The organism is Bernardetia sp. (assembly GCF_020630935.1).
GTDB lineage: Bacteria > Bacteroidota > Bacteroidia > Cytophagales > Bernardetiaceae > Bernardetia.
In genome coordinates, this window is the sequence record NZ_JAHDIG010000007.1 from 21,543 (window position 1) to 45,913 (window position 24,371).

At 35.0% G+C, this 24,371-nt stretch carries 13 protein-coding genes; 10 read left to right on the forward strand and 3 right to left on the reverse strand.

The genetic code is table 11. From position 1 onward, the window contains the following. Positions 1-25: 25 nt before the first annotated feature. On the reverse strand, positions 26-454 hold the full coding sequence (locus QZ659_RS03520) for a hypothetical protein (protein WP_291721925.1): 429 nt from the start codon (positions 452-454) through the stop codon (positions 26-28). Positions 455-614: 160 nt separating this feature from the next. Between QZ659_RS03520 and murC the strand changes: the two genes are divergently transcribed. From murC to QZ659_RS03560, 8 genes are all read left to right on the forward strand, one after another. Next, complete coding sequence (gene murC, locus QZ659_RS03525; protein ID WP_291721928.1) at positions 615-2,144, forward strand: UDP-N-acetylmuramate--L-alanine ligase; 1,530 nt, start codon at positions 615-617, stop codon at positions 2,142-2,144. A 200-nt stretch (positions 2,145-2,344) separates the two neighbouring features. Next, entirely contained in the window at positions 2,345-2,881 is a 537-nt protein-coding gene (locus QZ659_RS03530) for a YtxH domain-containing protein (protein ID WP_291721930.1), read from the forward strand. 187 nt (positions 2,882-3,068) lie between these two features. Then, on the forward strand, positions 3,069-3,572 hold the full coding sequence (locus QZ659_RS03535; RefSeq protein WP_291721934.1) for a hypothetical protein: 504 nt from the start codon (positions 3,069-3,071) through the stop codon (positions 3,570-3,572). 2 nt (positions 3,573-3,574) lie between these two features. After that, positions 3,575-4,150 carry a Crp/Fnr family transcriptional regulator gene (locus tag QZ659_RS03540; RefSeq protein WP_291721937.1) on the forward strand — a complete coding sequence of 192 codons (576 nt, stop codon included), beginning with the start codon at positions 3,575-3,577 and terminating at the stop codon, positions 4,148-4,150. A gap of 111 nt (positions 4,151-4,261) precedes the next feature. Then, positions 4,262-6,766, forward strand: a complete 2,505-nt coding sequence (locus QZ659_RS03545; protein WP_291721940.1) for a M28 family peptidase — start codon at positions 4,262-4,264, stop codon at positions 6,764-6,766. 301 nt (positions 6,767-7,067) lie between these two features. Beyond that, entirely contained in the window at positions 7,068-13,565 is a 6,498-nt protein-coding gene (locus QZ659_RS03550; protein ID WP_291721943.1) for a T9SS type A sorting domain-containing protein, read from the forward strand. Positions 13,566-13,836: 271 nt separating this feature from the next. Continuing rightward, a complete protein-coding gene (locus tag QZ659_RS03555) occupies positions 13,837-18,438 on the forward strand; it encodes a translocation/assembly module TamB domain-containing protein (RefSeq protein ID WP_291721946.1) in 4,602 nt (1,533 codons plus the stop codon). A 36-nt stretch (positions 18,439-18,474) separates the two neighbouring features. Next, the gene (locus QZ659_RS03560) at positions 18,475-19,023 is read left to right on the forward strand and encodes a hypothetical protein (RefSeq protein WP_291721948.1); all 549 of its coding nucleotides are present in this window, start codon (positions 18,475-18,477) and stop codon (positions 19,021-19,023) included. A 46-nt stretch (positions 19,024-19,069) separates the two neighbouring features. Here the strand turns inward: QZ659_RS03560 and QZ659_RS03565 are convergent, their stop codons facing one another. Beyond that, on the reverse strand, positions 19,070-20,188 hold the full coding sequence (locus tag QZ659_RS03565) for an amidohydrolase family protein (RefSeq protein ID WP_291721951.1): 1,119 nt from the start codon (positions 20,186-20,188) through the stop codon (positions 19,070-19,072). Positions 20,189-20,619: 431 nt separating this feature from the next. Between QZ659_RS03565 and QZ659_RS03570 the strand changes: the two genes are divergently transcribed. Together QZ659_RS03570 and QZ659_RS03575 are read left to right on the forward strand one after the other, a co-directional pair. Then, positions 20,620-21,945, forward strand: a complete 1,326-nt coding sequence (locus QZ659_RS03570; protein ID WP_291721954.1) for a DUF2157 domain-containing protein — start codon at positions 20,620-20,622, stop codon at positions 21,943-21,945. Positions 21,946-21,953: 8 nt separating this feature from the next. Further along, positions 21,954-22,547 (forward strand): GDYXXLXY domain-containing protein, encoded by a 594-nt coding sequence (locus QZ659_RS03575; RefSeq protein WP_291721956.1) that lies wholly within the window; start codon positions 21,954-21,956, stop codon positions 22,545-22,547. Between the two features lie 69 nt (positions 22,548-22,616). Here the strand turns inward: QZ659_RS03575 and QZ659_RS03580 are convergent, their stop codons facing one another. Beyond that, positions 22,617-24,287: a serine hydrolase domain-containing protein gene (locus tag QZ659_RS03580; RefSeq protein ID WP_291721959.1), complete on the reverse strand. Its 1,671-nt coding sequence runs from the start codon at positions 24,285-24,287 to the stop codon at positions 22,617-22,619. Between the last annotated feature and the right edge of the window lie 84 nt (positions 24,288-24,371).

The window sequence follows — 24,371 nt, forward strand, 5'->3', positions numbered from 1 at the left end:
AAGTAGTAGTAAGTTTGTGTAAATTCTAGCCTATCAATGCAATAACTAAAAGTATCGGAACAACGATAATGCCTGTAAGAAGTAATAAAATGCCTAATAAAACTTCTCCCATAGCAAGGGCAATTATTCCACCAATAATGCCAATTAAAATCAATAATACTGAAAATAAGACACCACCAATGATATTTGTTACTTTATTTTTCTTGATTTTTTTAGCTTTTGCTTGTTTTTTTTGAGCCTTTTTGATTTTTTTATTGATGAGTTTGAGTGCAATTCGTTCTTTGAAGTTTAGTTTTTTCTGCTTTTTGTTGATGTTCGCAGATTTTAAATTCTTAGTTTTTACAATGTGACTACTCTGCGTTTTGGCAGGTAAAACCTCCGAAATGCTTTCGCTGGCAAAAGAACAGAACGATAAACATAGGAATAGAAAAGTAGTAAATAAAGTAGTTTTCATAATTTTAAACAGTAGTTGAGTTGAAATAATAATTTATGGTTTGGCTTTTTAGATGCTATAATTTCTCTCAACGTTGCGCTCTATAATCTGAAAAAAAAATAATAAGAAGTAATTTTTGTTAATCTAATTTTTGTTGTCGTTTTTTGTATAGAAAAACTAAATGCACGATATTATGAAGGCTGAAGAAATACAATTAGAAAATTTAAAATATATCTATTTTATAGGAATTGGTGGAATAGGAATGAGCGCACTGGCTCGTTGGTTTGTCCATAATGGAAAAATGGTAGCTGGCTACGACAAAACACAAACACCTCTTACTCAAAACCTAGAAAAAGAAGGAATAAAGCTTAGCTATGAAGATAATGTAGATAAAATCCCAGAAGAAATACGAACTTACCCAGATGAAACACTTGTCATCTTAACTCCTGCCGTTCCAAAATCTCATTCTGAACTGCTATTTTTTCAGCGAAATGGTTATACTATTCTCAAACGTGCTGCTGTGTTGGGAATGCTTACTCGTTCGTTTAATACGATTGCTGTGGCAGGAACACACGGAAAAACCACTACTTCTACAATGATAGCACATATTTTGAAGTTTGGTGGAATCAACTGTACTGCTTTTTTGGGAGGGATTTCAGCCAATTTTAATTCCAATTTACTTATCAATACTAAAGATAGTAGAAAAGATGTGTGGGCAGTAGTAGAAGCTGATGAGTTTGACCGTTCTTTTTTGCATCTTTCGCCTACTATTACTGTCATTACTTCCACGGATGCCGACCACTTGGATATTTATGGGGAGAAAAAGGAATTAGAAAAATCTTTTGCAGAGTTTGCTAGTCAGACAAAAGATGAAGGACTTCTTTACACACAAGAAAATATTTCAACATCTGTAAAAGAGGCAAAACCTAAAAACGTTAAAGCGTATGATTACAGAGCTTTAAGAGGATATGGAGTGCCTAATCTTCCTGTCTATTCTGTCGCTATTAAGCCAGATGAAGAACACGAAAATGCTTGTCGTTTTGATTATATTGATAACACATTAGAAATTCCGACACGAATCAGTAGCCTACAACTTTTTATGCCTGGTTATCACAATGTAGAAAATATGTCTGTGGCTATTGCTGTGGCTTTAAAAGTAGGTGTCAATATAGACGATATCAGAGATGCCGTTCGAACCTTTAGAGGTGTAAAGAGGCGTTTTGAATACATTTTTAGAAGCAAACAAGTAGTTTATATAGATGATTATGCTCATCATCCAACAGAAATATCAGCACTTTTGTCTTCTGTCAAACATTTATACCCAGAAAAGAAGATAACAGCTATCTTCCAGCCTCATTTATTTTCACGAACAAGAGATTTTCAAGAAGAGTTTGCTCAAAGCCTTAGTTTAGAAAATGAAAATGATGAGCTTATTATGCTTAACATTTATCCAGCTAGAGAGCTACCAATAGAAGGAATTACTTCGCAGGTGGTGTTGGATAAAGTAAAGGCAAAAAATAAAACCCTTTTAGAAGATAATGCTTTATTAGATTATCTTGAGCAAAGAATAGATAATGATGAAATTGAAGTGCTGATTACACTGGGAGCTGGTGATATCGATCGTTTTGTAAAGCCTATTCATACTCTTTTAGAAAATAAACATCATTATTATAAGCAAAATGGAAGAAGAAAGTCAGACCGTGGATTTTAGCATTTATTGCTTTACTTTTCTAAACAATTTCATTTTTGTAAAACTTTTTTTGCTACTATGCGTTAATAATATGACAATAAATTAAAGCAGATACTGGTCTTTCTTCAATCACACATATTGATTTACCAGTGAATAACAATAGTTTATTTCTATTATAAATGCTTCATTTTTTTTAACTATAATTTTTATAAATAACTCCTATGAATTTCCAAGAAAACATTAAAGAAAAAGTAAATAATATTGATTTTGATGCTGTGAAAAACGATGCAAAGCATTTGGCTCACGATGTTCAAGATTTTGCTCAACACAAAGCAGAAGCTGTAAAAGACACTTTTACTGAGAGCGTAGAAAAGATTGTTCCTTTGGCTCTAGCAGCTTACGGAGGAATCAAAACATTTTATGGCAATCAGAAAGATAAATATTCTGAAAGTAGCTCGTCTAGTGCAGCTACCAACACACTCTTATTTGTAGCAGGAGCAGCGATTGGTGCAACTGTAGGTATTCTATTAGCTCCAGCAAAAGGCTCTGAAACTCGTGAGCGTATTTCTGGAGAAACAAAAAGAGTAGTGGCTAATGCAGAAGCAAAAGGCAAGCAACTTGCAAACGAAGCACAAGCTATCATCAATAAGAATACAGAAGTTGCGAAAGCTAAGTTTCAAGAAGGAAAAGAAAGAGCAACAGCATTTGCAAATGAAACTAGACAGAAAGTTTCGTCTAATGGCTCTAGTGTAAGCTAATATTTTTTTGTCATATAAGTAATTAAGAGAAATCAGTGATTTGGTAATCAAATCACTGATTTTTTTTGCGACAGGTTTTAGTTATGGTTTCTTTTTTATATTTTATATAAAAATGTAGAAATTATGGATTGATTTTGGTGGATTGTCATGACATATCTATATCCTATTCACACAACAGTTTAGCTTTATGAAAGATAAAAAATTACTTTTTTTACTACCCTTCTTGTGTATCATTTTATCTTCTTCAAACAGTGGCTCTTCTGCGAACGAAACAACCAAAAATACTACTATTTTAGAGGCAACAACACCAGCAGATAGAGATTGTATTGTCGAAAACTATCAAAAAATAGAACTTTGTTTGATAGAGACATTTAGTAAAGAGTGGTACGACGACCTTTGTGAACAAGACAAGGCAGGCAATCATCGCTTCTACTTTCACATTATTACCAACGCACAAGGAAAAATATTAAGTATAGAAAAAGACAAACTCTTCAAAGGAATGACGCAATATGAGTTTGAACAGTTTGCTCTTAGTTTTAAAAGGAATTATGATGTTTGTATTTTTCCACCTCGTGGAAGTACCTTAGAAGAATTTAAGGCAAAACATGGCAATCGCTTACCTTTTAGTTTTTTATATTTTCCCAACAAAACACGCACATTCTTAGAAAACTGGAGACTAAATAATGGATGAAAATGAAGGAAAACTTAGAGAGTTTATTTAGTTTGTTAGATTCTTTCTATGTTCTTAGTGAAGAGACAAAGGTTGCTTTAATTGAACTTACTCAAACAAAGCAATACAAAGCTGGAGAAAGTATCTTATCTCAAGGAGATACAAATAAGCATCTTTATTTTTTAGACAAAGGACTGGTCAGAGCATTCTACTATAAAGAAAAAAAGGAACTTACCTCGTGGATTTTTCCAGAAAATACACTTTTTATTTCTGTGTATAGTTTTCTTACTCAAACGCCAAGCAACGAAACCATTGAGGCAATAGAAGATTCGACGGTATTATGTATTTCACACGCTAAGTTGCAAAAACTCTACAACTCCTATCTTGACTTAAATGTTGTGGGACGAAAACTAACAGAAATGTATTATATTCAGATGGCAGAGCGAGCTACAAATCTAAGAATGGTCAGTTCTAAAACTCGTTACGAAAATTTTATTAGAGAGTATCCAAATCTTATCAATAGGATTCCTCTTGGATACGTAGCCTCATATCTAGGAATGAGTCAAGAAACACTCAGTAGAATTAGAAGTCAGAAATAGACAGAATTACAGCCTTTTGACTACGAAGAAATAGAATAATTTTTTATCCTTACAAAAAATGAATACATTTAGTGTATAAATTATTCTACATCCTTTGTATTTTCATTGTCTATGAAATCGGTTTCTACTTTTATTACTTTCTGTGTTCTACTTGTTGTTATTATTCTTTCAGTAGCTCAAATTACGCCTGTTGCTCCACAAAATACAGAAGGAAATTTTTCAGCAGATAGAGCTTTTACATACGTGCAAAAAGTAGCTAAGATGCCACATCCAACAGGCTCAGCAGCACACGATAGTGTTCGTAACTATATTGTATCACAAGCTAGAATGATGGGATATGAAACACAGGTACAATCTGCAAGGTTTACAAACTATGGACAAGTTCCCCAAATTTCATTTTTAGAAAATATATTAGTAAGAATAAAAGGCAAAAACTCTCCTGCAAATGCAATTATTTCTGATTCAGTTTTGGCAGATTCTACTCTAAACATAACAGATGTTGCCAATCCTAAACATACTATTTTAGTGGCTTGTCATTACGATTCAAGAAGCAATGCAGCAGGAGCTGCCGACGATGGTGCAGCTGTTGGTGCAATGTTGGAAATCTTGGATATGCTCAAAACAAAAGTAACTAATGAGCCTTTCGAAAATGATATTATTTTTCTCTTTTCAGATGGCGAAGAAATAGACCTTTTAGGAGCGCAAGCCTTTATGGAACAACACCCTTGGGCAAAAGAAATTGGTGTTGCCTTCAACTTTGAAGCAAGAGGGGCAGGAGGAATGTCTATTCTTTTTGAAACTTCTGAAAAAAATGAAAAACTTTTAAAGCAAGCTCAAACAGCTCTCAAAGTAGCACAAGAGACAGGAAAACTAAGAGCTTTTGGAACTTCATTTGCCAATCTTGTATATCAGAATATGCCCAATGGAACAGATGCTGCCGTTTTTGGTGCAAATAATATTCCGTTTATCAATTTTGCTTTTATTGGCAATCACACTCACTATCATACACCTTTAGATACACCAGAAAATTTAGATAAACGTTCTTTACAACAGCATGGCAATTATATGCTTGCGCTGATTCGTCATTTTGGAGACCTCAAAAACTTAAAAACTCAAATTAGCTCAGATGAAAATGCTATATTTTTAGGAGTACCAGGTAATTTAAGTAAAAGAATTTTAGACGGAAATGTTTTAATATTGGATATTGATGACCAGTATTTGCAATGGACAATCTATGGAATGCTTATCTTTTTTGTTCTACTTTTTCTGTCTGGATTACGTTATTGGTCATGGAAGCTACTGTTTGGAAGTCTATTCGGATATTTAGTAATCGCACTGACAATTGGAGGGTTGGCAACACTTCTTTGGGAAGGAATCTTGATGACACACTCTGTTCATTCTTGGATGCCTTATAACACGACCTATTTTGCTTTTTGGTATCAGATTGCCTTTGCTCTTATTTTCTTTGGCATATCATTGCTTGTTTATTCTGCTTTCTTTAGAAGTAAAAAGTCGGCATCTGTACTGATGGGAGTTATACCATTTTGGATTGGACTTAGTGCCTTATCTGTTTTTGGACAAAACTGGATAGGAATAGACTTGCGTCCTACTGCTTACCTATTTATTATCCCTACTCTGTCCATGTTGGTAGCTTGGTTGTATTTATTAATACGCAACAATGCAGAATATCTCAATCCGTTTGATGCTATTATTTTATTAGTTCTTTCTATACCTACTATTTATATTTTTTATCCTGTAATGGCGATTGTACCAGAGGCTTTGGAAGCTGTAAAAGTAGGAGGATTTATTATTTATGGATTTGCTCTAATGGCTGTTTTGATTGCTTTAGTAGGGTTGCTTTTAGTTCCTGTGATGCAACTCTTGACGCAGGGTTGGCATTGGTCTCTTTCTTTGTTCTTAATGATGGTAGGCATCGGGATTTTATTTTGGGGGGCTTTAGAATCTCCTTTTACAGACAAACAACCTAAACCAAATAGTATTTTTTATATCTATAATTTAGATGAAAACAAACAAACTTGGGCTTCTTACGATAAAGAAACTGATGAGTTTACACGTCAGTTTTTAACAGATTCAGCTGTATTTGATTCTTTACCAAAGGGAATTTTTCCTAGAAAAACAAAAAGTGTGATAGAAAAGTGGGTGTTTTTACAAGAAAGCAAAATAATAGAATTAGACTCATCTTTAAATTTTGATGCTCCAGTACTTTCATTGGTTTCAGATTCTATGATTAGCGAAACTGCTTATCGCTATAAAATTGCTATCAAGCCTGCTCGTAATGGTGAGTGGATACAACTGTATAGTCCTAATTTAGAGGCTGTTTGGAATGACACAACTAGAATTCCTTTTATGGGAATAGATAAAGATTTCAAAACAATGAGTATTTGGGCATTGCCCGATTCTGGTGCTGTAGTAGATATAGAAACTTCTACCCCTAATCCAGAATTTTGGATAAGTGAACTCAAATACGGCTTAAATGAAGTCAAACCTCTCTTGAAAACAGAACGCCAAGGAAATATGATGGCTGCGCCTTATCCTTATAGTGAAAGTATTATTATTCAGAAAAAATATACTTTAATAGAAGAAAACATAGATTAGCAAAAAAAGATATAGAGATGTTTTCTAGCTTTCCTTTTTGTTTTGAATGAAAACTAACAGAATATTATCTTCAAAATCATATTTTGAAGATATAGATAATTTGGATTTTTTAAAAAAAGGTAGGGAATTAGTAAAAAAAAAGATATTTTTGTAACATCACATACTAAAACGAATCACAACGTACAGTGAGGTTTTTTATGGATAACAAAATCTAATATGTTAAAATACCTACTTTTTAACATTTAAGAAAACTTCCGATTCAATAATCAATTAACACTCTTTTAATTACATTTACAATCCCATGAACAATAGAAGCTTCTACTTCAAAATGAGGTGGCTTCTGTCTTTAGTGGCACTTGGTCTAATAACAACCACCTGCTTTTGGCTATTCCAAAAACTAGATACAGAAAACCACGACACGCAAGCGATTCTCAATTTGCCAGACTATCAGTTTGATACAAACCCTGAATTTTTGAAGGGAAAGGAAAAACTGGCTTACTACAAAGCTCTAAGCAAAAAATACGCAGGATGGACAAAGAAGGATATGAAAAAACTTCCTAAAAAAGACCGTATTGATCTAGCTTGGATTCAAAATTATGAACTTACTGCTGATCCAATTACAGGAGAGGTTGCTATGGATGCTCGTATAAAAGCCAATGAACAGACAGATATTAGAGTTACTGAGGCTATTAATCAACGACGTATTGACAATGTAAATTGGGTAGAGCGTGGACCTAATAATGTGGGAGGACGTACTCGTGCAATTATGTATGATCCAAATGATGCTACAGGCAGAAAAGTATGGGCTGGTGGTGTTGGAGGAGGTCTTTGGTATACCAATGATATTACTGAAACAAATCCTACTTGGGTAGCTGTAGATAATTTTTGGGAAAATATTGCTATTTCTACAATAGCTTATGATCCTTCCAATACACAAGTTTTTTATGTAGGAACTGGTGAAGGTTGGCTTAATGGAGGCGCACAATTTGGAGCTGGTATTTGGAAAACTACTGACGGAGGTGCTACTTGGAACCGTCTAGCATCTTCTACACTAGCTGTAACTCCTGAGTTTGCCTATATCACAAAAATTGTTGTTACACCCACAGGTAGAGTATTAGCTACTTGCCGTAATGGAGCTAATGGTGGAGTTTATTCTTCTGTTGATGGAGGTAATAACTGGTTAGAAGTTCTTGATGCAGAAGGTGGTGCTGATTTAGAGGTAGCAGCAAATGGAGATATATATGCTTCTATTAACTTTCTAAGACAATACGGCTATAGTACAGGACAAATTCATAAATCTACTACTGATGGTGCTACATGGACTAATATTACGCCTGCTTCTATTCCAGCTACTAGTTCAAGAATAGAACTGGCATCTGCTCCTACAGATGCTCAAGTAGTTTATGCTATAGGAAGTGATGGTAGTAATATTGCCTTTTTTAAGAAGACTGTAGATGGAGGAACTCTTTGGACAGATGTTACTGTGCCAAAATATCTTGAACAAGGAACTTGTGCACCAGGAACACAGGATTTTACTCGTGGACAATCTTGGTATGATTTGATATTGAAAGTAAATCCTACTGATGCAGATCATGTAGTTGTTGGAGGTATTGATGTACATCGTAGTACAGATGGAGGAAATACTTGGACAGGTATTTCTTATTGGACAGGTGGATGTGGAGAGTATGTTCACGCAGATATACACGAGTTTGCTTATAAGCCAGGTAGTGGTGATGAAATGCTTGTAGGTAGTGACGGAGGTATTTCTCGTAGTGCAAACATACAAGCAGCAACCCCTAACTTTGCTGATAAAAATTCAGGATATAATGTTACACAGTTTTATGCTGTAGCTATGGATCCTGCAAACCTTTCAGCTAATTTCTTGGCAGGTGCTCAAGATAATGGTACACAACGTTTCACCATTTTAGGGACAAACCCTACTACTGAAGCAACAGGAGGTGATGGAGCATTTTGTTTTATTGACCAAGACAATTCTGATATTCAAATCAGCTCTTATGTATATAATAATTATCGAATTTCTACGGATGGTGGTAATACTTTTACGCCAGTAGCAACGTCTAATGATGGTTCTTTTATCAATCCAACAGACTATGATGATGCTACAAATTTGCTATATTCTTATAGAGCTAGTAATGGTAGTTTATATAGATGGGCAATTCCTGCAGGAACAAAGACAGGTATAACAGTTTCTAATGCGACAGGAAATACTACACATTTAAAGGCATCTCCTTATTCTCCTGCTGGTACAACAACTCTTTATGTTGGTACAAGTACAGGTAGAGTTGTGAGAATAGCAAATGCTCATACAGGAACGTCATTTACAGGTACTGATATATCAAGTGCTGCAATGCAAGGATCTGTTTCAGTTTCATCTATTGAATTTGGTGCTAGTGAAAATGAAATTATCGTTACTTATTCTAACTATGGTTCTACAGTTCAAAATGTATGGTATACAAATGATGGAGGAACTACTTGGGTAAGCAAAGATAATGGACATGGATTACCTAATATGCCAGTACGTTGGGCAATGTTTAACCCTAATGATACTAGACAAGTTTTGATTGCTACTGAAACAGGTGTTTGGAGTACCGATGATATTACTGCAGCTCCTGCTGCTGATTTTTGGGAGCCTACTAGCACAGGACTTGCAAATACTCGCTGTGATATGTTACAAATTCGTGAATCTGATAATTTAGTTGCTGTAGCTACTCATGGTAGAGGTTTATTTACTACAAATGCTTTTTCTCCTCCAGCAGCATTATTTGGTATTGATAAAAATTTGGTATATGCTGGGACAAATGTTTTATTTACTGATTATTCTGCAGGAGCTACAAGTTGGAGTTGGGATTTTGGAACAGATGCAACACCTGCTACTGCAAACACAGTTGGACCTCATACAGTAACTTATTCTACACCAGGTGTTAAAACTATTACACTCACTATTAATGGAGGAGGTTCGGCAGACTTTACCATGACAAAAACAATTACAGTTTTACCTAACCGTAATGTGCCTTATGAATTAACAGATGGTGGGAATTTTGAAGTAAATGCAACCGATTTTGCTGCACAAAACGTAACAGGAGCTACTAACTGGGAAAGAGGAAACTCAGCCATTACTGGAAAAGATGGAGTTGTTAGTGGTGCTAATGCTTGGGTTACAGGATTAACAGAAGGTCAATATGGTAATAATTCACACTCAAACCTCTATACACCTAATTTTAATTTCTCTGCACCAGGTGCTTATACATTATCATTCCAAACAAAACATGATTTCGAAGACGATTGGGATGGTATGATAGTAGAGTATTCTACAAATAAGGGTACATCTTGGACTAAGCTAGGAGCTACTGTTACTGGAGCGAACTGGTATAATTCTACTACTGCTGGAAATACAGATTTTGGTTCGACAGGAACTACTATTATGTCAGGCGTAGTTGCTAGTTACTCTTTAAAAACTATTGATATATCTTCTTTAGCAGGTAATGCAGATGTAGCTTTCAGAGTAGTATTTAGGTCTGACGGAGCTGTACAAGATATAGGAGGGGCAATAGATGATTTTCAAATTGAATTTGTACCTTCGTTGCCTTTAATCAATCTTTCTGTAAGTGCAAACAGTGGAACAGAAGATGCTGCAACAGTTATTACAGTTACAGCAACAGCTTCTTCTGCTGTTAGTGCTGATGAAACTGTAGATTTAGCAGTTACAGGAACAGGTATTACAGTAGGAGATTATACGCTTAGTAATACGACTATTACTATTCCTAATGGAGGTACAACAGGTACTGTAACATTTACAGTAGTAGATGATACTGACGTAGAACCTACTGAAACAGCAACATTAACAATTGCTAATCCATCTGCTGGTGTTCTTATAGGAACTACATCTTCTCAAGATGTAACCATCATAGATAATGATACGCCAACAATCACGTTGGGAACTATCACTCCAACAACATATTGTGCTGGTGAGACTATCAGTGTGCCATTTACTACAACTAATACTGGTAACTTTGGTGCTGGCAATACATTTACAGCACAGCTTTCTGATGCAAGTGGTAACTTTACAACTCCTGTTGCAACACAAGTAGGTACAAGTCCTATTAGCTTGACTATTCCTGCTGCTGCAACAACAGGAACAGCATACAGAGTAAGAGTTATTGCTTCTGACCCTAACACGGTAGTTAGTAATGAGTCTGCTGACCTTACTATCGGAGCTTTACCTCTTAGCAGAACGATAGCAGCGAACCCTACATCCGTAGTAACAGGCTCAGCTAGTACAATTGAAGTTCCAAACTCTCAAACAGGAGTTAATTATCAACTTCAAAATGTCTCTACTGGAAATACAAATGTGGGAGCTCCACAAGCAGGTAACGGAGGAACACTTACATTTGCTACTGGAAACCTTAATGCTGATACAGACTTTAGAATTGTAGCAACAAATCCAACTGGAAGTTGTGAAACAATACTAAATACAGTTACGGTTACAGTTACACCAACTCCAACAATTACGTTGGGAACAATTAATCCAACTACATACTGTGCAGGAGAAACGGTTAGTATTCCGTTTACTACAGCTAATCCGTTCAATGCTGGCAATACATTTACAGCACAGCTTTCTGATGCAAGTGGTAATTTTACAACTCCTATTGCAACGCAAGTAGGTACAAGCCCAATTAGCTTGACTATTCCTGCTACAACAACAACAGGAACAGGCTATAAGGTAAGAGTTGTATCATCAGACCCAGTAGTAAACAGCAACGAATCTGCTAACCTTACTATCAATGCCCTACCTGCTGCTAGAACAATAGTAGCTAATCCAGTCTCTGTAGGGAATGGAGGTATTAGTGATATTGAAGTACCAAACTCTGAAGTAGGTGTTAATTATCAATTACAAATAACACCAGCAAATACGAATGTAGGAGCTCCACAAGCAGGAAATAATGGTACGCTTAAATTTTCTACGGGAGGTCTAACTTCAACAACTAGCTTTAGAGTAGTAGCAACAAATGCCACAACTTCTTGTAGTAGTATATTCAACACAGTTACTGTTGGCGTTTCGACAGGAGGTGGAGGAGCAACTACACCACCACTTGGAGTACCAACAGCTTTCACTGCAACAGGAGTTTCTACTTCTCAGATTAACCTTTCTTGGACGGCAGTAAATGGTGCAACAGGTTACTTGCTTTATACGGGAAGAACGCTTATAGCAACTATTTCTTCTGGCTCAACTACTACTTTTGAGCATACAGGCTTGAATCCAGATACTTACTATACTTATAGGTTAGTAGCTACTAATGGAGGCGCACAATCACAAGCTGCACAAGCAAATGCAAGTACATTCCCTGAAGCTCCAACAGTGGTATCAAATACACCTAGTTGTGGAACAGGTAGAGTTAGGTTAGTGCTTAGTGGTAGTGGTTCTGTATTTAGAATCTATGTAGAAGAAACAGGAGGAAATCTCATAGACCAAACAAATACAGCAAATTATTCAACACCTGTAATTAGCCAAACAACGGTTTATTATATTAGTGTTGTTGGTTTGAGAGGTTTAGAAAGTGAGCGTACAAGAGTAGAGGCTGTTGTAAGTCCTACTATTGAAGCGAGTATTACAGAAGGTACATCTGTTCGTAGTTGTGATGCTTCTACTGTACTTACAGCAAATGATGTAGCAGATGCAACCTATACTTGGCTTGTAAGTGGTGTAGAAATAGAGAATACAAACTCTAATACATTTACTGTAAATCGTAGTGGTAATTACCAAGTACGCATAACTAAAGGTGTTTGTACTACTACTTCTGCATTTACTAATGTAAGATTGAACTATGCTCCTCCAGCAGAAATTTTGAATGGAATAGCTACTACTTTCTGTGAAAATGGAACACTTAGAGCAGCAGAGGCAACTAATGCAACATACTCTTGGACGCTTGAGGGAACTGTTGTAGGAACTGAAAGAGAAGTTTCAGTTTCTGAATCTGGAGAATATACACTTACAGTTACAGAAAGTGGTTGTTCAGCTACTGATGTAATACAAGTAAATGTTGTTTCTTTACCTGAAATATCTTTAACAACTTCAGCAGATAGTTTCTGTCCAGGAAACAGTGTAGTACTTACTACAGATGAAATTGCTGGTGCAACTTATACTTGGAATAGAAATGGAAGAATCATCCGTAGAGATGCTGGAAATGTTCTTGAAGTAACTACAGCAGGAGAATATACTGTTACAGCTATTCAAACGGGATGTAGCGTAACTTCAAATAGTGTAAATGTAGAGCGTATTGCTGTTGAGACAGCTTATTTGCGTGAAACAGAAACTACTCTTTTTGTTGAGCCTGCTTCAGCTTCTGCTCAAATTTCAAATGTTACTTGGATGAGAGATGGCGAAGAAGATGCATCACTTTCTGGAGAAACAATTACTCCAATTGTAGATGGCAATTATTCAGCTATTGTTACTTACGACACAGGTTGTTCTACTCAAACTCGTACAGTATTCTTCACTGTTCCAGAAGACCCAGTTACAGGTGAGGACGAGGAATTAGCCAAAGCATTCCGTATCTATCCAAACCCTAGTAATGGAACATTCAGAATAGAATTAGGAGAAGTAAAAGACGAAGTTACAATTACTGTAATGGATGCACTTGGTCGTGTAGTGAAAACAGATGTTATTCCTGCACTTTCAGATTCTTATAGCTTGAATTTGGCAAGATTTGCATCAGGAGCTTATACTATCCAACTCAAAACTGAAAAAGGAATTATCATTAAGAAATTAATGAAAGAATAAACTAGAACATATTCCTTTTGAAATAGTGAAAACGGAAAGTCTTAATTGGCTTTCCGTTTTTTATTTGTTAAAGGTTTTTAATCTATTTTGTTAGAAGACATTTTGTTTTTATCAAAACATATCATATTTGGAATAGTTTTGAATAAGAACTTGAACAGAACATAATGTGAGTTGAATGTTTTTATATAATTTTATATATCTGTTCCTTATCCTAAGCATATAATTTGATAAATACTATCCTTTAGAAATCCTCTTTTACAAAACGTATTCCTTGCAAAAATTAAAGAAAATATATCATCGTCTTGCGATTTACCTCCGTTGGTTTATGATACGAGTAGGTAGGGTGATTCGCTTTTCGATTAAGTTTTCTTTGGGAGTATTTATTTTTTTATTGCTCATTACGCTTGTGGCTCAATATTCGGGTACACAGACGTGGGCAGCCAAAATTGGAGCATCTTATTTGAGCGAAAGACTAGGATTTCCTATTACGATAGAAAGACTTTATTTTTCAGATATTGACAAAATTACGCTCATTGATTTAAAGGTAATTGATAATACAAATAGACTTTTTATAGACTCTGATACGCTCAATGCAGATTTGGCTTTGCGAAAAATTTTGGAAGGAAAAGTTATTCAGATAGATGATTTGGAATTGCAAGGAACACAGTTTAATATGACACTCAATCCTGCCACAGATTCTTGGAATATTAATGAATTAGTCAAGGCGATTGCTGGGCTTTCACCAACAGATACTACTAAAAAAACAAAAGCCATTCCTTTTCTAATCAATAAGGCTACCTTACGTAACGTTCAGTTTTCACTTCACAATCCTACAAAGGATTCTTTAGAAAATGGACTTTTCGACTACAACCATTTTACCATTAGTCAGATTCATGGAGAATTAGACTATTTCAGAGTATATAAAGATACTGTCGAACTCAATGTAAAAAATGGAAGCCTTATTGAGCCATTTGTAGATTTTCCAGTTACAAATTTGGATGTCTTTTTCCGATATACGAATAACTCCCTAGAGTTTTTAAATCTTGATGCAAAAATAGGTAAAAGTCATTTGAAAGACACTCTCATTTTTAGATACGACAGTACAGCATATTTATCCTACAATTTTATAGACAAAGTAGATATTTATGCTAATCTACAAAATGCCCAACTAGATTTTGAAGATTTAGCACGTTTTGCTCCCTCGCTTAGGGCTTACGATGAGCGTTTGGTAGCGACAGGCTTAGTGCGTGGTACAGTAGATGACTTGCGTTCTAAAGACCTAAGAATAGATTTTGCCAATCAAAGTTTTGTTGATGGAAAAGTAGCCATTCGTGGTTTGCCAGACCTTGAAAACTCTTTTCTTGACTTGCGTTTTAAAGATGCTCGTCTGACGGTTTCAGATATAAAGCAATATATTTCTGCTGCTGATTATCGTACCATTCAGCCGTTGGGAATGGTAAATTTTTCGGGTGAGTTTTTAGGGTTTCCCTCCGATTTTGTGGCTAACGGACAATTTAAAACTTCTTTAGGAAATGCCGTTACAGACATTCACTTAAATACGATTGAAAAAACGTATGAAGGACAGTTGAAGTTAGTTAGATTTCAAGCTGGAAAACTAGCAAGAAGTAGCTTTCTAGGGCAAATTACAGCTAATGGAGAAATAAATGGAAAAGGATTTACAAAAAAAGAAGCTGATTTAAAAGTAAAGGCAAAAGTAGATAGCATAACGATAAGAAATAAATTTAAAGACTATGCCTATAAAGACATTGCTGTTGATGGACGTTTGAAATATCCTTCTTTTACTGGAGAACTAACTATCAATGATGCCAATTTGGTGGGAGATATGCGTGGAAAGATAGATTTACAAGATAGCGTAGTGAATGGCAGAATACGTATTATTAGCTCTGACTTACAAAATATGGGGCTTTCAGATAAAATTGCTAACCTTCAAGGTAATGGAAATTTCAATTTGAAAGGATTGACCCTAAACTCTATCACAGGAACAGCAGAAATACGACAAGCAAAAATAGACTACAACAAAAATAAATTAGCACTAAGTGTAATTTCTCTCAATTCTACATTAGAAAATGGTTTTCGTGATATTCACTTGGAGTCAGATTATATAGATTTAGATATAAAGGGAGAGTTTCAGTTGCAAGATGCTATTGATGATGCTGTTAGTACCTTCAAAGAATATCAGTTGGAGTTTCTCAATGATTCAGCCTCACAGGTTTCATATTATGAGAAGAAAAAAGAACAACTGAAAAAAAAACCTGCTGAAAAAACACCTTATACAATAGATTATGCCATTGATGTAAAAAAAATAAATCCTTTAGTTCAGCTTTTTGAACCTAAATTTTTTATTGCATCTGATTCAAAATTTGAAGGGACATTTGAGCGTAATTTAGACAAAAATCAAGTAGAATTTACATTAGACGCCTACATTGATTCGCTTTCTTATCAAGACTTAGCTCTCTACAAAACAGATATAAAATTAGATGCTATAAAGCCATTAGATTCAATGGGAGTAGATGTTCAGACTAATATTTTCTCTGAAAGACAGTATTATACCTCTGCTATTTCTGCCGAAAAGCTAAGGTTAGATGCACAGTGGTTTGGAAGAGAAATATTGTTCGATACCTACATAAAAAGACAAACTAAAGACGACAACATTGCTCTCAAAGGTTCGCTCAATATTACAGATTCTATTTATTCCCTCAATCTAATCAATCCAGAATTTTTAGTCTTGGGAAATACATGGAGAAGCGATTCATCTGTTAGAATAGGCATACGTAAAGATGAAATTCGTTTTGAAGATAAGTTTGTTTTGCAAAGTGATAGTCAGCGAATAGAAATATTAGGTAAAATATCTAAAGAACCTAACTCTGTGTTGAATGTAGGTTTGTTGAATGTAGATTTAGAGCCTTTTGGAATATTTTTGGGGCAAGATTTGGAAGGAAAAGCGAGTGGAGAGGCATTTATTAGTGGGGTGTATGACACACTCAAATTAGAAAATAATTTGAATCTGCAAAAAGTAGCGATGGCAGGCATTCCCATCGGAAATCTTCATACTGAATCAGTTTGGAACAGCGAAGAACAAAAACTCAATATTGAAGCCTATTTAGCGTATGGAAGGCGTGAAGTAGTCGATATTTCTGGATATTATTCGCCAAAAGAAGAGGAAAGTCCTCTAAACTTAGATGCCAAAATTATTGGAATGAAATTAAATATTATTGAGCCATTTTTGAATGTGGTGGCAGATGGCTTCAAAGGAGATGTTTATGGAGCAGTAAAGATAAAGGGAAAGCCCAATCAAATTCGTCTTATCGGAGAGGCTTTCGTAAGTGGAGGTAGTTTTAGGGTAGATTACTTAAATACAATATATCATTTTGATGATAAAATCACGTTTACAGAAAATCAAATTGGTGTAGATAGATTGCGCCTCTATGACGATGCTGATAATATTGCCTTTTTAGACGGAGGTATTTATCACGATGGCTTTCAAAATTTTGTAATGCAACTGCGTGGAGAAATGACAAAAATGAAAGTATTGGACACCAAACCCATTCATAACGACATTTTCTACGGAACAGCTTATGCTACTGGAGATTTTGAGCTTTTTGGAGCGTTGGAGCAATTAGGAATAACCATCAATGCCAAAAGCGAAGCAGGAACACGGATTTATTTACCTCTTTCCAATCCAGAAGCCGTTTCTACACAGTCATTTATTCGTTTTGTCAATCATACAGATTCTACACTGATGGATTCTTTGGAAAGCCGTTTGAAAAAAGAGGATTTGTCTAGCTTGAAAATGGAATTTAACCTAGATATTACTCCAGATGCTTATATGGAACTTATTTTTGATAAAAAAGTTGGGGATGTAATTCGTGGTAATGGAAAAGGAAGGCTAAAGATGATTATCGACACAAAAGGAGATTTCAATATGTACGGAGATGTAGAAATTGTAAAGGGAGCATATAATTTTACGTTTTTGAATGTTATCAATAAAGAATTTACGGTAGATAGAGGAAGTCATATTACGTGGAGTGGAGACCCTTTTGCAGCACAAGTAGATTTAACAGCAAAATATGAACAAATGGCTTCCCTCGCTCCTATCATTACAGCAGCAGACAGTACTGTTTTGGCGAGCCAAGAAGTGAGAAGACGTTATCCAGTGGTAGTGGATTTATTTCTAAAAGGCGATTTGCTCACACCAGATATTAGCTTTGACATTAATATAAACGAATATCCAGCTCTTATTATAGCAGGAGGAACACCAGTTTCTTTAGAATCGTATGTGGCAGCCTTCAAAACTCGTATTCAGAACGACGACCAAGAGATGAACAAACAAGTGTTTAGTCTGATTTTGCTACGGCGTTTGTCAGCCCAAAATGCTTTTGAAGGAATCAATCAGTCGGCTGGAAGTAGTGTGAGCGAACTTTTGTCCAACCAACTAAGTAATCTCATTTCCCAAGTCGATGAAAATTTAGAAATTGATTTGAATGTGCAAGGACTTGATGCAGAGGCTTTAAACACATTACAACTGCGTCTTTCCTATTCCTTTTTTGAGGGAAGAGTACGTGTAACTCGTGAAGGAGCATTTACCAACGTACAAAATCAAGCCAACCTTGCTAGCATAGCAGGAGACTGGACAGTAGAATATCTGATTTTGCCAGATGGAAAACTGCGTATGAAAGCCTATCATAAGAACAACATCAATACCTTCAACACAGCCTTAGAAAATAATTCTACAGCAGGAGCAAGTTTGTTAAAAATCTTTACCTTCGATAGTTTTAAGGAGCTTTTTAAGTTTAAAAAGAAGAAAAAGAAAACACCTTTTATTCAAGACAATGAAATTCGGATTGAGGAATAAATTTTAGAAAAAAAACAAATTACAATAACTACCAAAATGAAAGCTCTATTTTTATATTTTCTACTTCTTTCTTTTTCTGTAATACAGTCTTCTAATCTATCAACTAAAGACAATAAGACTACAACTTGTGAGAGCTTACAAAAAATTGTCTCTTACCTTAAAGAAACCATTCCAAGTAATGAAAATCTACCAAACACATTTCATTTTTCTTTAGATTGTGAAAAAGGTAAAGTATATGGATTTAATATTCACGACATGCTAGATACTACTAACTATATTCAATATCGTAAGGGTAGATTTAATATAGTACCAAATCACTTATACCACGTTTATGCATGGGAATATGCATTGAGTACAAGTAATTTGATATACATAGAAGAAAATGGTAAAATTACTTTTTTTGAGGCAGTAAATTGTACAAACAGAGGAAATAGTTTAGAAGATGTAGAAAAATTTATCAAAAGCACGATTACTGATGAAGACAAAAAGCAAGAACTCTTGAAAGTATTACCTTCCTACAGAGAATTTGGATATTATCTGCAAGGGTGTGGACTGGCTACCATCTGGGAATGTGAACAGAATTAATATGAAATTATAGCACCAAGACTTACCTGTAAGATAAATTACATTACTACCCCACATCCCAAGATTGCATAAAAGCAAAGTCAGATTTTTTCAGTCCGAGCCACTCTAAGGCAGAACCACTAAGGAGTTGTTCTTTTTTCTTATCGTCATAATCCATCGAATGAATCAGTTTTCCGGGTTGTAGCTCGCCTAATGGAAATGGATAATCTGTTCCCAAACACACACGATTTGCTCCCATCAGATTGACAATATAATCTAGCATTTCAGGACTGTGTACCAAAGAATCTAAATAGAATTTTCCTAGATAGTCTTTTGGAGCAATCGGATTATCGACAGCACACAAATCTGGACGTACATCAAAACCGTGTTGGATGCGCCCAATTGTAGCAGGAAAAGAACCACCACCGTGAGCAAAGGCAACTTTAAGATTCGGTAGTTTTTCAAATACACCTCCAAAAATCATAGAACAGATGGCTAGGCTCGTCTCGGCAGGCATTCCAACCAGCCACGGCAGCCAATATTTAGGCATTTTACTCGTTCCCATCATATCCCACGGATGCACAAAAATAGAGGCTCCCAGTTCTGCTGCTGCCTCAAAAACAGGAAAAAGTTCTGGCGCATCCAAATTCCAATCCATAATATGAGAACCAATCTCTACGCCTGCTAGTCCTAGTTCTTTTACACACCTTTCCATTTCTTTTATTGCTAAATCTGGTGCTTGCATAGGAATTGTTCCCAAACCCACAAAACGGTCTGGATAATCCCTCACAATCCCTGCAATATGTTCGTTTAGCATTTTTGATAAATCCCACGTATGTTCTGGCTTTGCCCAATACCCAAACATCACAGGAACAGTAGAAAGCACCTGTACATCTACGTGCTGATGATTACACTCTTGCATTCTCTTTTCTGCCGACCAACAGTTATCCTCTACTTCACGAAAAAAACGGTCGTCCATCATCATTCTAGCACAGCAAGGTTTGTGATGTTCTAAGTGAATAAAACCTCCATAGCCATAACGTTCACGCAAGTTAGGCAGACGTTCAGGCAGAATGTGTGTATGAATATCTATGGTAAAAAGATTAGATGAAGGCGTAAATATTTCTTGTTTTTTCTGTACTGTGTCTGGCGTATTCGGATTGTGTGTGTTGGGCGTGGTTTGCATTCCTTTTTGTAGAGTGATATTTTAAATTCTGAAAAAGTAAGCTAATTTAAAGAATTGCTAAGGGTTTTCAAAAAAATATATTAGTGTAAACTATCGTCGATGGGGACACTGACAATAGCGAATAGGGTTGATTAGTGAATAATGGATAAGACTTGTAGGATTTGAAATTCAGATAAATGAAAGACGACGAAGTCAAACATAAAATATCCTTCTTGAATAATTTGCTTTTATGTTTAAAAGTCAGTTAAATTGCAACAAAAGTCTTTTTTTAATTTGAAATTAAATAAAGTGTATAATTTAAAAAGTCAGTTTTTAGATTATTGAATCAACTCTTTCAAAAAAATATCCGTTGCATTATCAAACGTTAGTTCAGCGTAGCTAACCGATAGCTCGGCGCAGCCAATTATCCATTTTTAATCGTTCGTTTACTTATGTTTTTCAATCTAAAAGGTTCAAGGCAATTCCGAGAGGAAATAGAAGGTTGGGTCAAGGAAGATATTATCTCTTCAACCCAAGCCGAACAACTTTCTCAAAAATACGAACTACCAAAACTGGGAGAAGCTCCTCCTTTTTATAAAGATTCTAGTTTTATCTTGAAGGCTGTAGCTATTCTTATTGGTGTGGCTGGTCTGATGCTCGTTATTGCTCAAAACTGGGACGATTTGCCTATCGTTGCTAGAATGCTGACAGGACTTATTCCACTTTTTGCTGCTTACGCTTGGGGTTTTTGGAAAATACAACAAAATGATGAACAGACGGCTGAACTAGCTTTTTTACTCGCTTCGCTTCTTTTTGGCGTAAATATTATGTTGCAGGCACAGATATTTCATATCTCATCTTATTTTCCAAATGGTGTTTTGTGGTGGATATTAGGAACTGTTCCTACAATGCTCTATTTCAGAAGTAAAATTATTGCCATTATTTTTCATGGTTTGTTTATTCTTTGGATTTCTCTGCAAATGGAATATATGCAGTTTTCAGTGTGGCTGCCTATTTTAATGCTTGTCTTTGGTTATATGCTTTATATTCGTCCGAATGTACTTTTACTTGTTGGAATATTTGTTAGTTTATATTTAGGCGTAATGAACAGTGTTTCAGCTATTTATCAAGAACGTTTTTTCAGAGTTGTAGATGAAGGCTATTATATGTTTGGACTTAGTTATCTGTTGTTTTTCTTAGGAGTATTTTCATTCTTGAAAGACAAGTATTCAGAAACTATTCAGAGAAATATTCAAAATCTGCTGCGTTTTGCTTTTGTGTTTGTGCTGTTTTTATTCACTTTTAGAGATGTTGTGGAAGAAATTACTGGTGAGCGTGGCATCAAAAGTTTCATCTATGGAGACTCTGAAATAAATTATTTAGTGGTTGGAATTATGGTCTTGATTTCGATAGCCGTTTATGCCTATTCAGTATTTATCAAAGAGAAAAAAATCAATTTTAAGACAGTTTTTCCATTAGCACTTTTGGTTATACTCTCATTCCCTTTATTATCCACAGGAACATCTGATAAGGCTTTAGCTATTTTCTATAACATTGTTTTGCTGGGTTTATCCATTTGGAAAATATATGATGGCATTCAACATCAACAAAAAGGCGATTTTATGACAGGTATTTTTTATCTCTTGATGTTGGCACTTGCTCGTTATTTTGATTTGTTTGAAAACTACGTCATCACAGGTATTTTATTTATTGTCTTAGGACTCGGACTATATTTTATCAACAACTTTTGGAATAAAAAATTTAGCCAAGCAAAATAAACGAAACTATGAAGAATAAATCATTAATATATTTTGTCATACTTTTTCAAGTATTAGTACTAGGAGGAATGTTTGCTAAAGCATTTTATCCGATGATGGTCGGAACGCCTATCAAATTAAAAGTTCTACCAATTGACCCTCGTGATTTGTTTAGAGGAAATTATGTCAATCTACAATACGACTTTAGTCAGATGAACTTAGATTCTCTACAACACAACTTAGATTCAGCAACACTTTCCACACTTACGTATGGCGATGAGCTTTTTATAGAACTTGCCTTAGATGACAACAAGGAATTTTATAAAACAGTTGGAGTTTGGACAAAAGCAGAGAAAAAATCAAATCCTAAAAACGTATTAATCAAGGGAACAAGAGAAAAAGACACCTTTAGTTTTTGGAGTAAAAATTATAATTATATAAGAGTTTCGGCAGGGGTTGAATCCTTTTTTACCAAAAAAGATAATGCCTTAGACTTGGAGGACAAAATGCGTCGAAATTGGTCGTTTGATGAGAATAAGGAAGAATATGTTGTGTGGTCTGAAATATATGTAACCGAAGAAGGAGCAGCCAGAATGAGCAACATTGATTTTAGAAAGAAGTAAAATTTACTTGATTACTTTTCCACAGCAATAGGCTTACAAACCTATTGCTGTGGAAAAGTGATATGTTTTTTATTCAATCCTTTCAAATAAAATATCTTTTACTGTTCCTTCGGCTGCAACTTTAAAAGCGTGAATTTTGCCATTCTTATTTCTTTTAAATGAAAGACGCATTCTACGACCTGTTCCAAACTCGTCTTTTCTCCTTGAAGAAAGCAGTATATTTTCATTATTTGGGAATGAAAGAACCAAATTACCTTTTTCTTGAAAAATATGATAGGTAATATCTAATTCATCAGAATAAAACTTTCCTACATATTCTTTTGTATTGAATTTTTCTGCTGGAAATAGCTCTACCTTTTCAAAATAAAAACGTGCACCCCCAAAATCTACTCCTAGGTCTATATCTGAATTTTGGTTGTTTTTTGAAGTGTTATAAAATGCATAGACCACATTTTTAGCATTGAGGCGATGTAATGTATTTTCAGAACTTGAAATGAGTGGAACAGCAGTATTTCCCATATTCGTCTTGACTTTCAGTGTATCGTTTTCAATAAAGAAGTTCATCAGCAAATCACTATTTTTTTCTTGATAGCTGCCTACAAACTTTTCTAGTTCTGACTTTGAGTGTTGATAGATAGATTGTTCGTTTGTTTCTGTAACAGTTTCTGCATTATTATTAATTTCATCTAAAATATTGAATGCTATGCCTTGTGCATTGATATGTTCAGAGTTAGCATACACCATAATTGACATTTTTTCTTTAGGAATACATATAAAATGAGAACGCATGCCTATATCCCTTCCTCCATGTTCTATTACAGTCTTTCCTGCATATTCCCAAACAAAAACGCCACGAGCTTGTGTTATTTCAGAACCATCATTTAAAGCATCTTTTGTAGTTAGAAACTTTGCAATATATGCAAATGGATGAGCATTGTCTAAGAAAATTTTTGACCACTCCGATATATCCGAAATTGTTGTTTTTACTCCCCCTGCCCCAACACATAAAGTTAAAGATTTTGGATGTTTATATTCTTTGCCATCAAAATAATATCCACAGGCTTTATTAGAAACAACTTCTTCTAAGTCTTTTCTATAAAATGTGTTTTTCATTCCCAAAGGTTCAAAAAGCTGATCTTTTGCAAAATCTGCTATTGTTTTTCCAGAAACTCGTTCTACAATCAGAGCTAAAAAGACATAATTTGTATTAGAATAAAGCATTTTTTTTCCTGCTATTCCATTGACATCACGCTGACGAAACATAAGATTTTGAATCATTTCATTCGTATAACCTCTATGTTCATAATCAAACCCTTGTAAACTCAAAAGTACATTGTGATTTCGAATGCCACTAGTATGATTTAGAAGGTGTTTTATACGGATAGGTTTTTCATATACTTTTAGTTCTGGAATATATTTTCTGATGTCCTCCTCCACACTTAAGAGTTTTTGTTTTTCCAAAACAGCGATACAAGCAGCCGTAAATTGCTTCGTAACTGAAGCTAAACCAATAATTGTACTGTCGTTAAAAGGAACATTATATTCTAAATTTGCCAAGCCTGTATAGTTGTGATAGACTAATTTATTGTTTTTTGTAATGCCAACTGTAACCCCAAGTTGTTGGTTTTCAGTATTTTTTTGAATAATAGAATCTACTTCTGCTTGCCAATCCGATTGAGCGTAAGCAGAAAACATGATAAAATGAAATATAAAGGCAGAGATGAAAATTAAATTTCTCATTAAAAGTAATTTTAAAAATAAAGTATAAATAAATGATAGTAGAATACCACCTAAAGCAATTATATAATTGCTAGAAGAAAGTTA

Coding starts and splice junctions, on each gene's coding strand:
- QZ659_RS03565 (WP_291721951.1), bottom strand. CDS start 20,188: ATGCAAACCACGCCCAACACACACAATCCGAATACGCCAGACACAGTA.
- QZ659_RS03545 (WP_291721940.1), top strand. CDS start 4,262: ATGAAATCGGTTTCTACTTTTATTACTTTCTGTGTTCTACTTGTTGTT.
- QZ659_RS03580 (WP_291721959.1), bottom strand. CDS start 24,287: ATGAGAAATTTAATTTTCATCTCTGCCTTTATATTTCATTTTATCATG.
- murC (WP_291721928.1), top strand. CDS start 615: ATGCACGATATTATGAAGGCTGAAGAAATACAATTAGAAAATTTAAAA.
- QZ659_RS03535 (WP_291721934.1), top strand. CDS start 3,069: ATGAAAGATAAAAAATTACTTTTTTTACTACCCTTCTTGTGTATCATT.
- QZ659_RS03575 (WP_291721956.1), top strand. CDS start 21,954: ATGAAGAATAAATCATTAATATATTTTGTCATACTTTTTCAAGTATTA.
- QZ659_RS03560 (WP_291721948.1), top strand. CDS start 18,475: ATGAAAGCTCTATTTTTATATTTTCTACTTCTTTCTTTTTCTGTAATA.
- QZ659_RS03550 (WP_291721943.1), top strand. CDS start 7,068: ATGAACAATAGAAGCTTCTACTTCAAAATGAGGTGGCTTCTGTCTTTA.
- QZ659_RS03570 (WP_291721954.1), top strand. CDS start 20,620: ATGTTTTTCAATCTAAAAGGTTCAAGGCAATTCCGAGAGGAAATAGAA.
- QZ659_RS03540 (WP_291721937.1), top strand. CDS start 3,575: ATGAAGGAAAACTTAGAGAGTTTATTTAGTTTGTTAGATTCTTTCTAT.
- QZ659_RS03520 (WP_291721925.1), bottom strand. CDS start 454: ATGAAAACTACTTTATTTACTACTTTTCTATTCCTATGTTTATCGTTC.
- QZ659_RS03530 (WP_291721930.1), top strand. CDS start 2,345: ATGAATTTCCAAGAAAACATTAAAGAAAAAGTAAATAATATTGATTTT.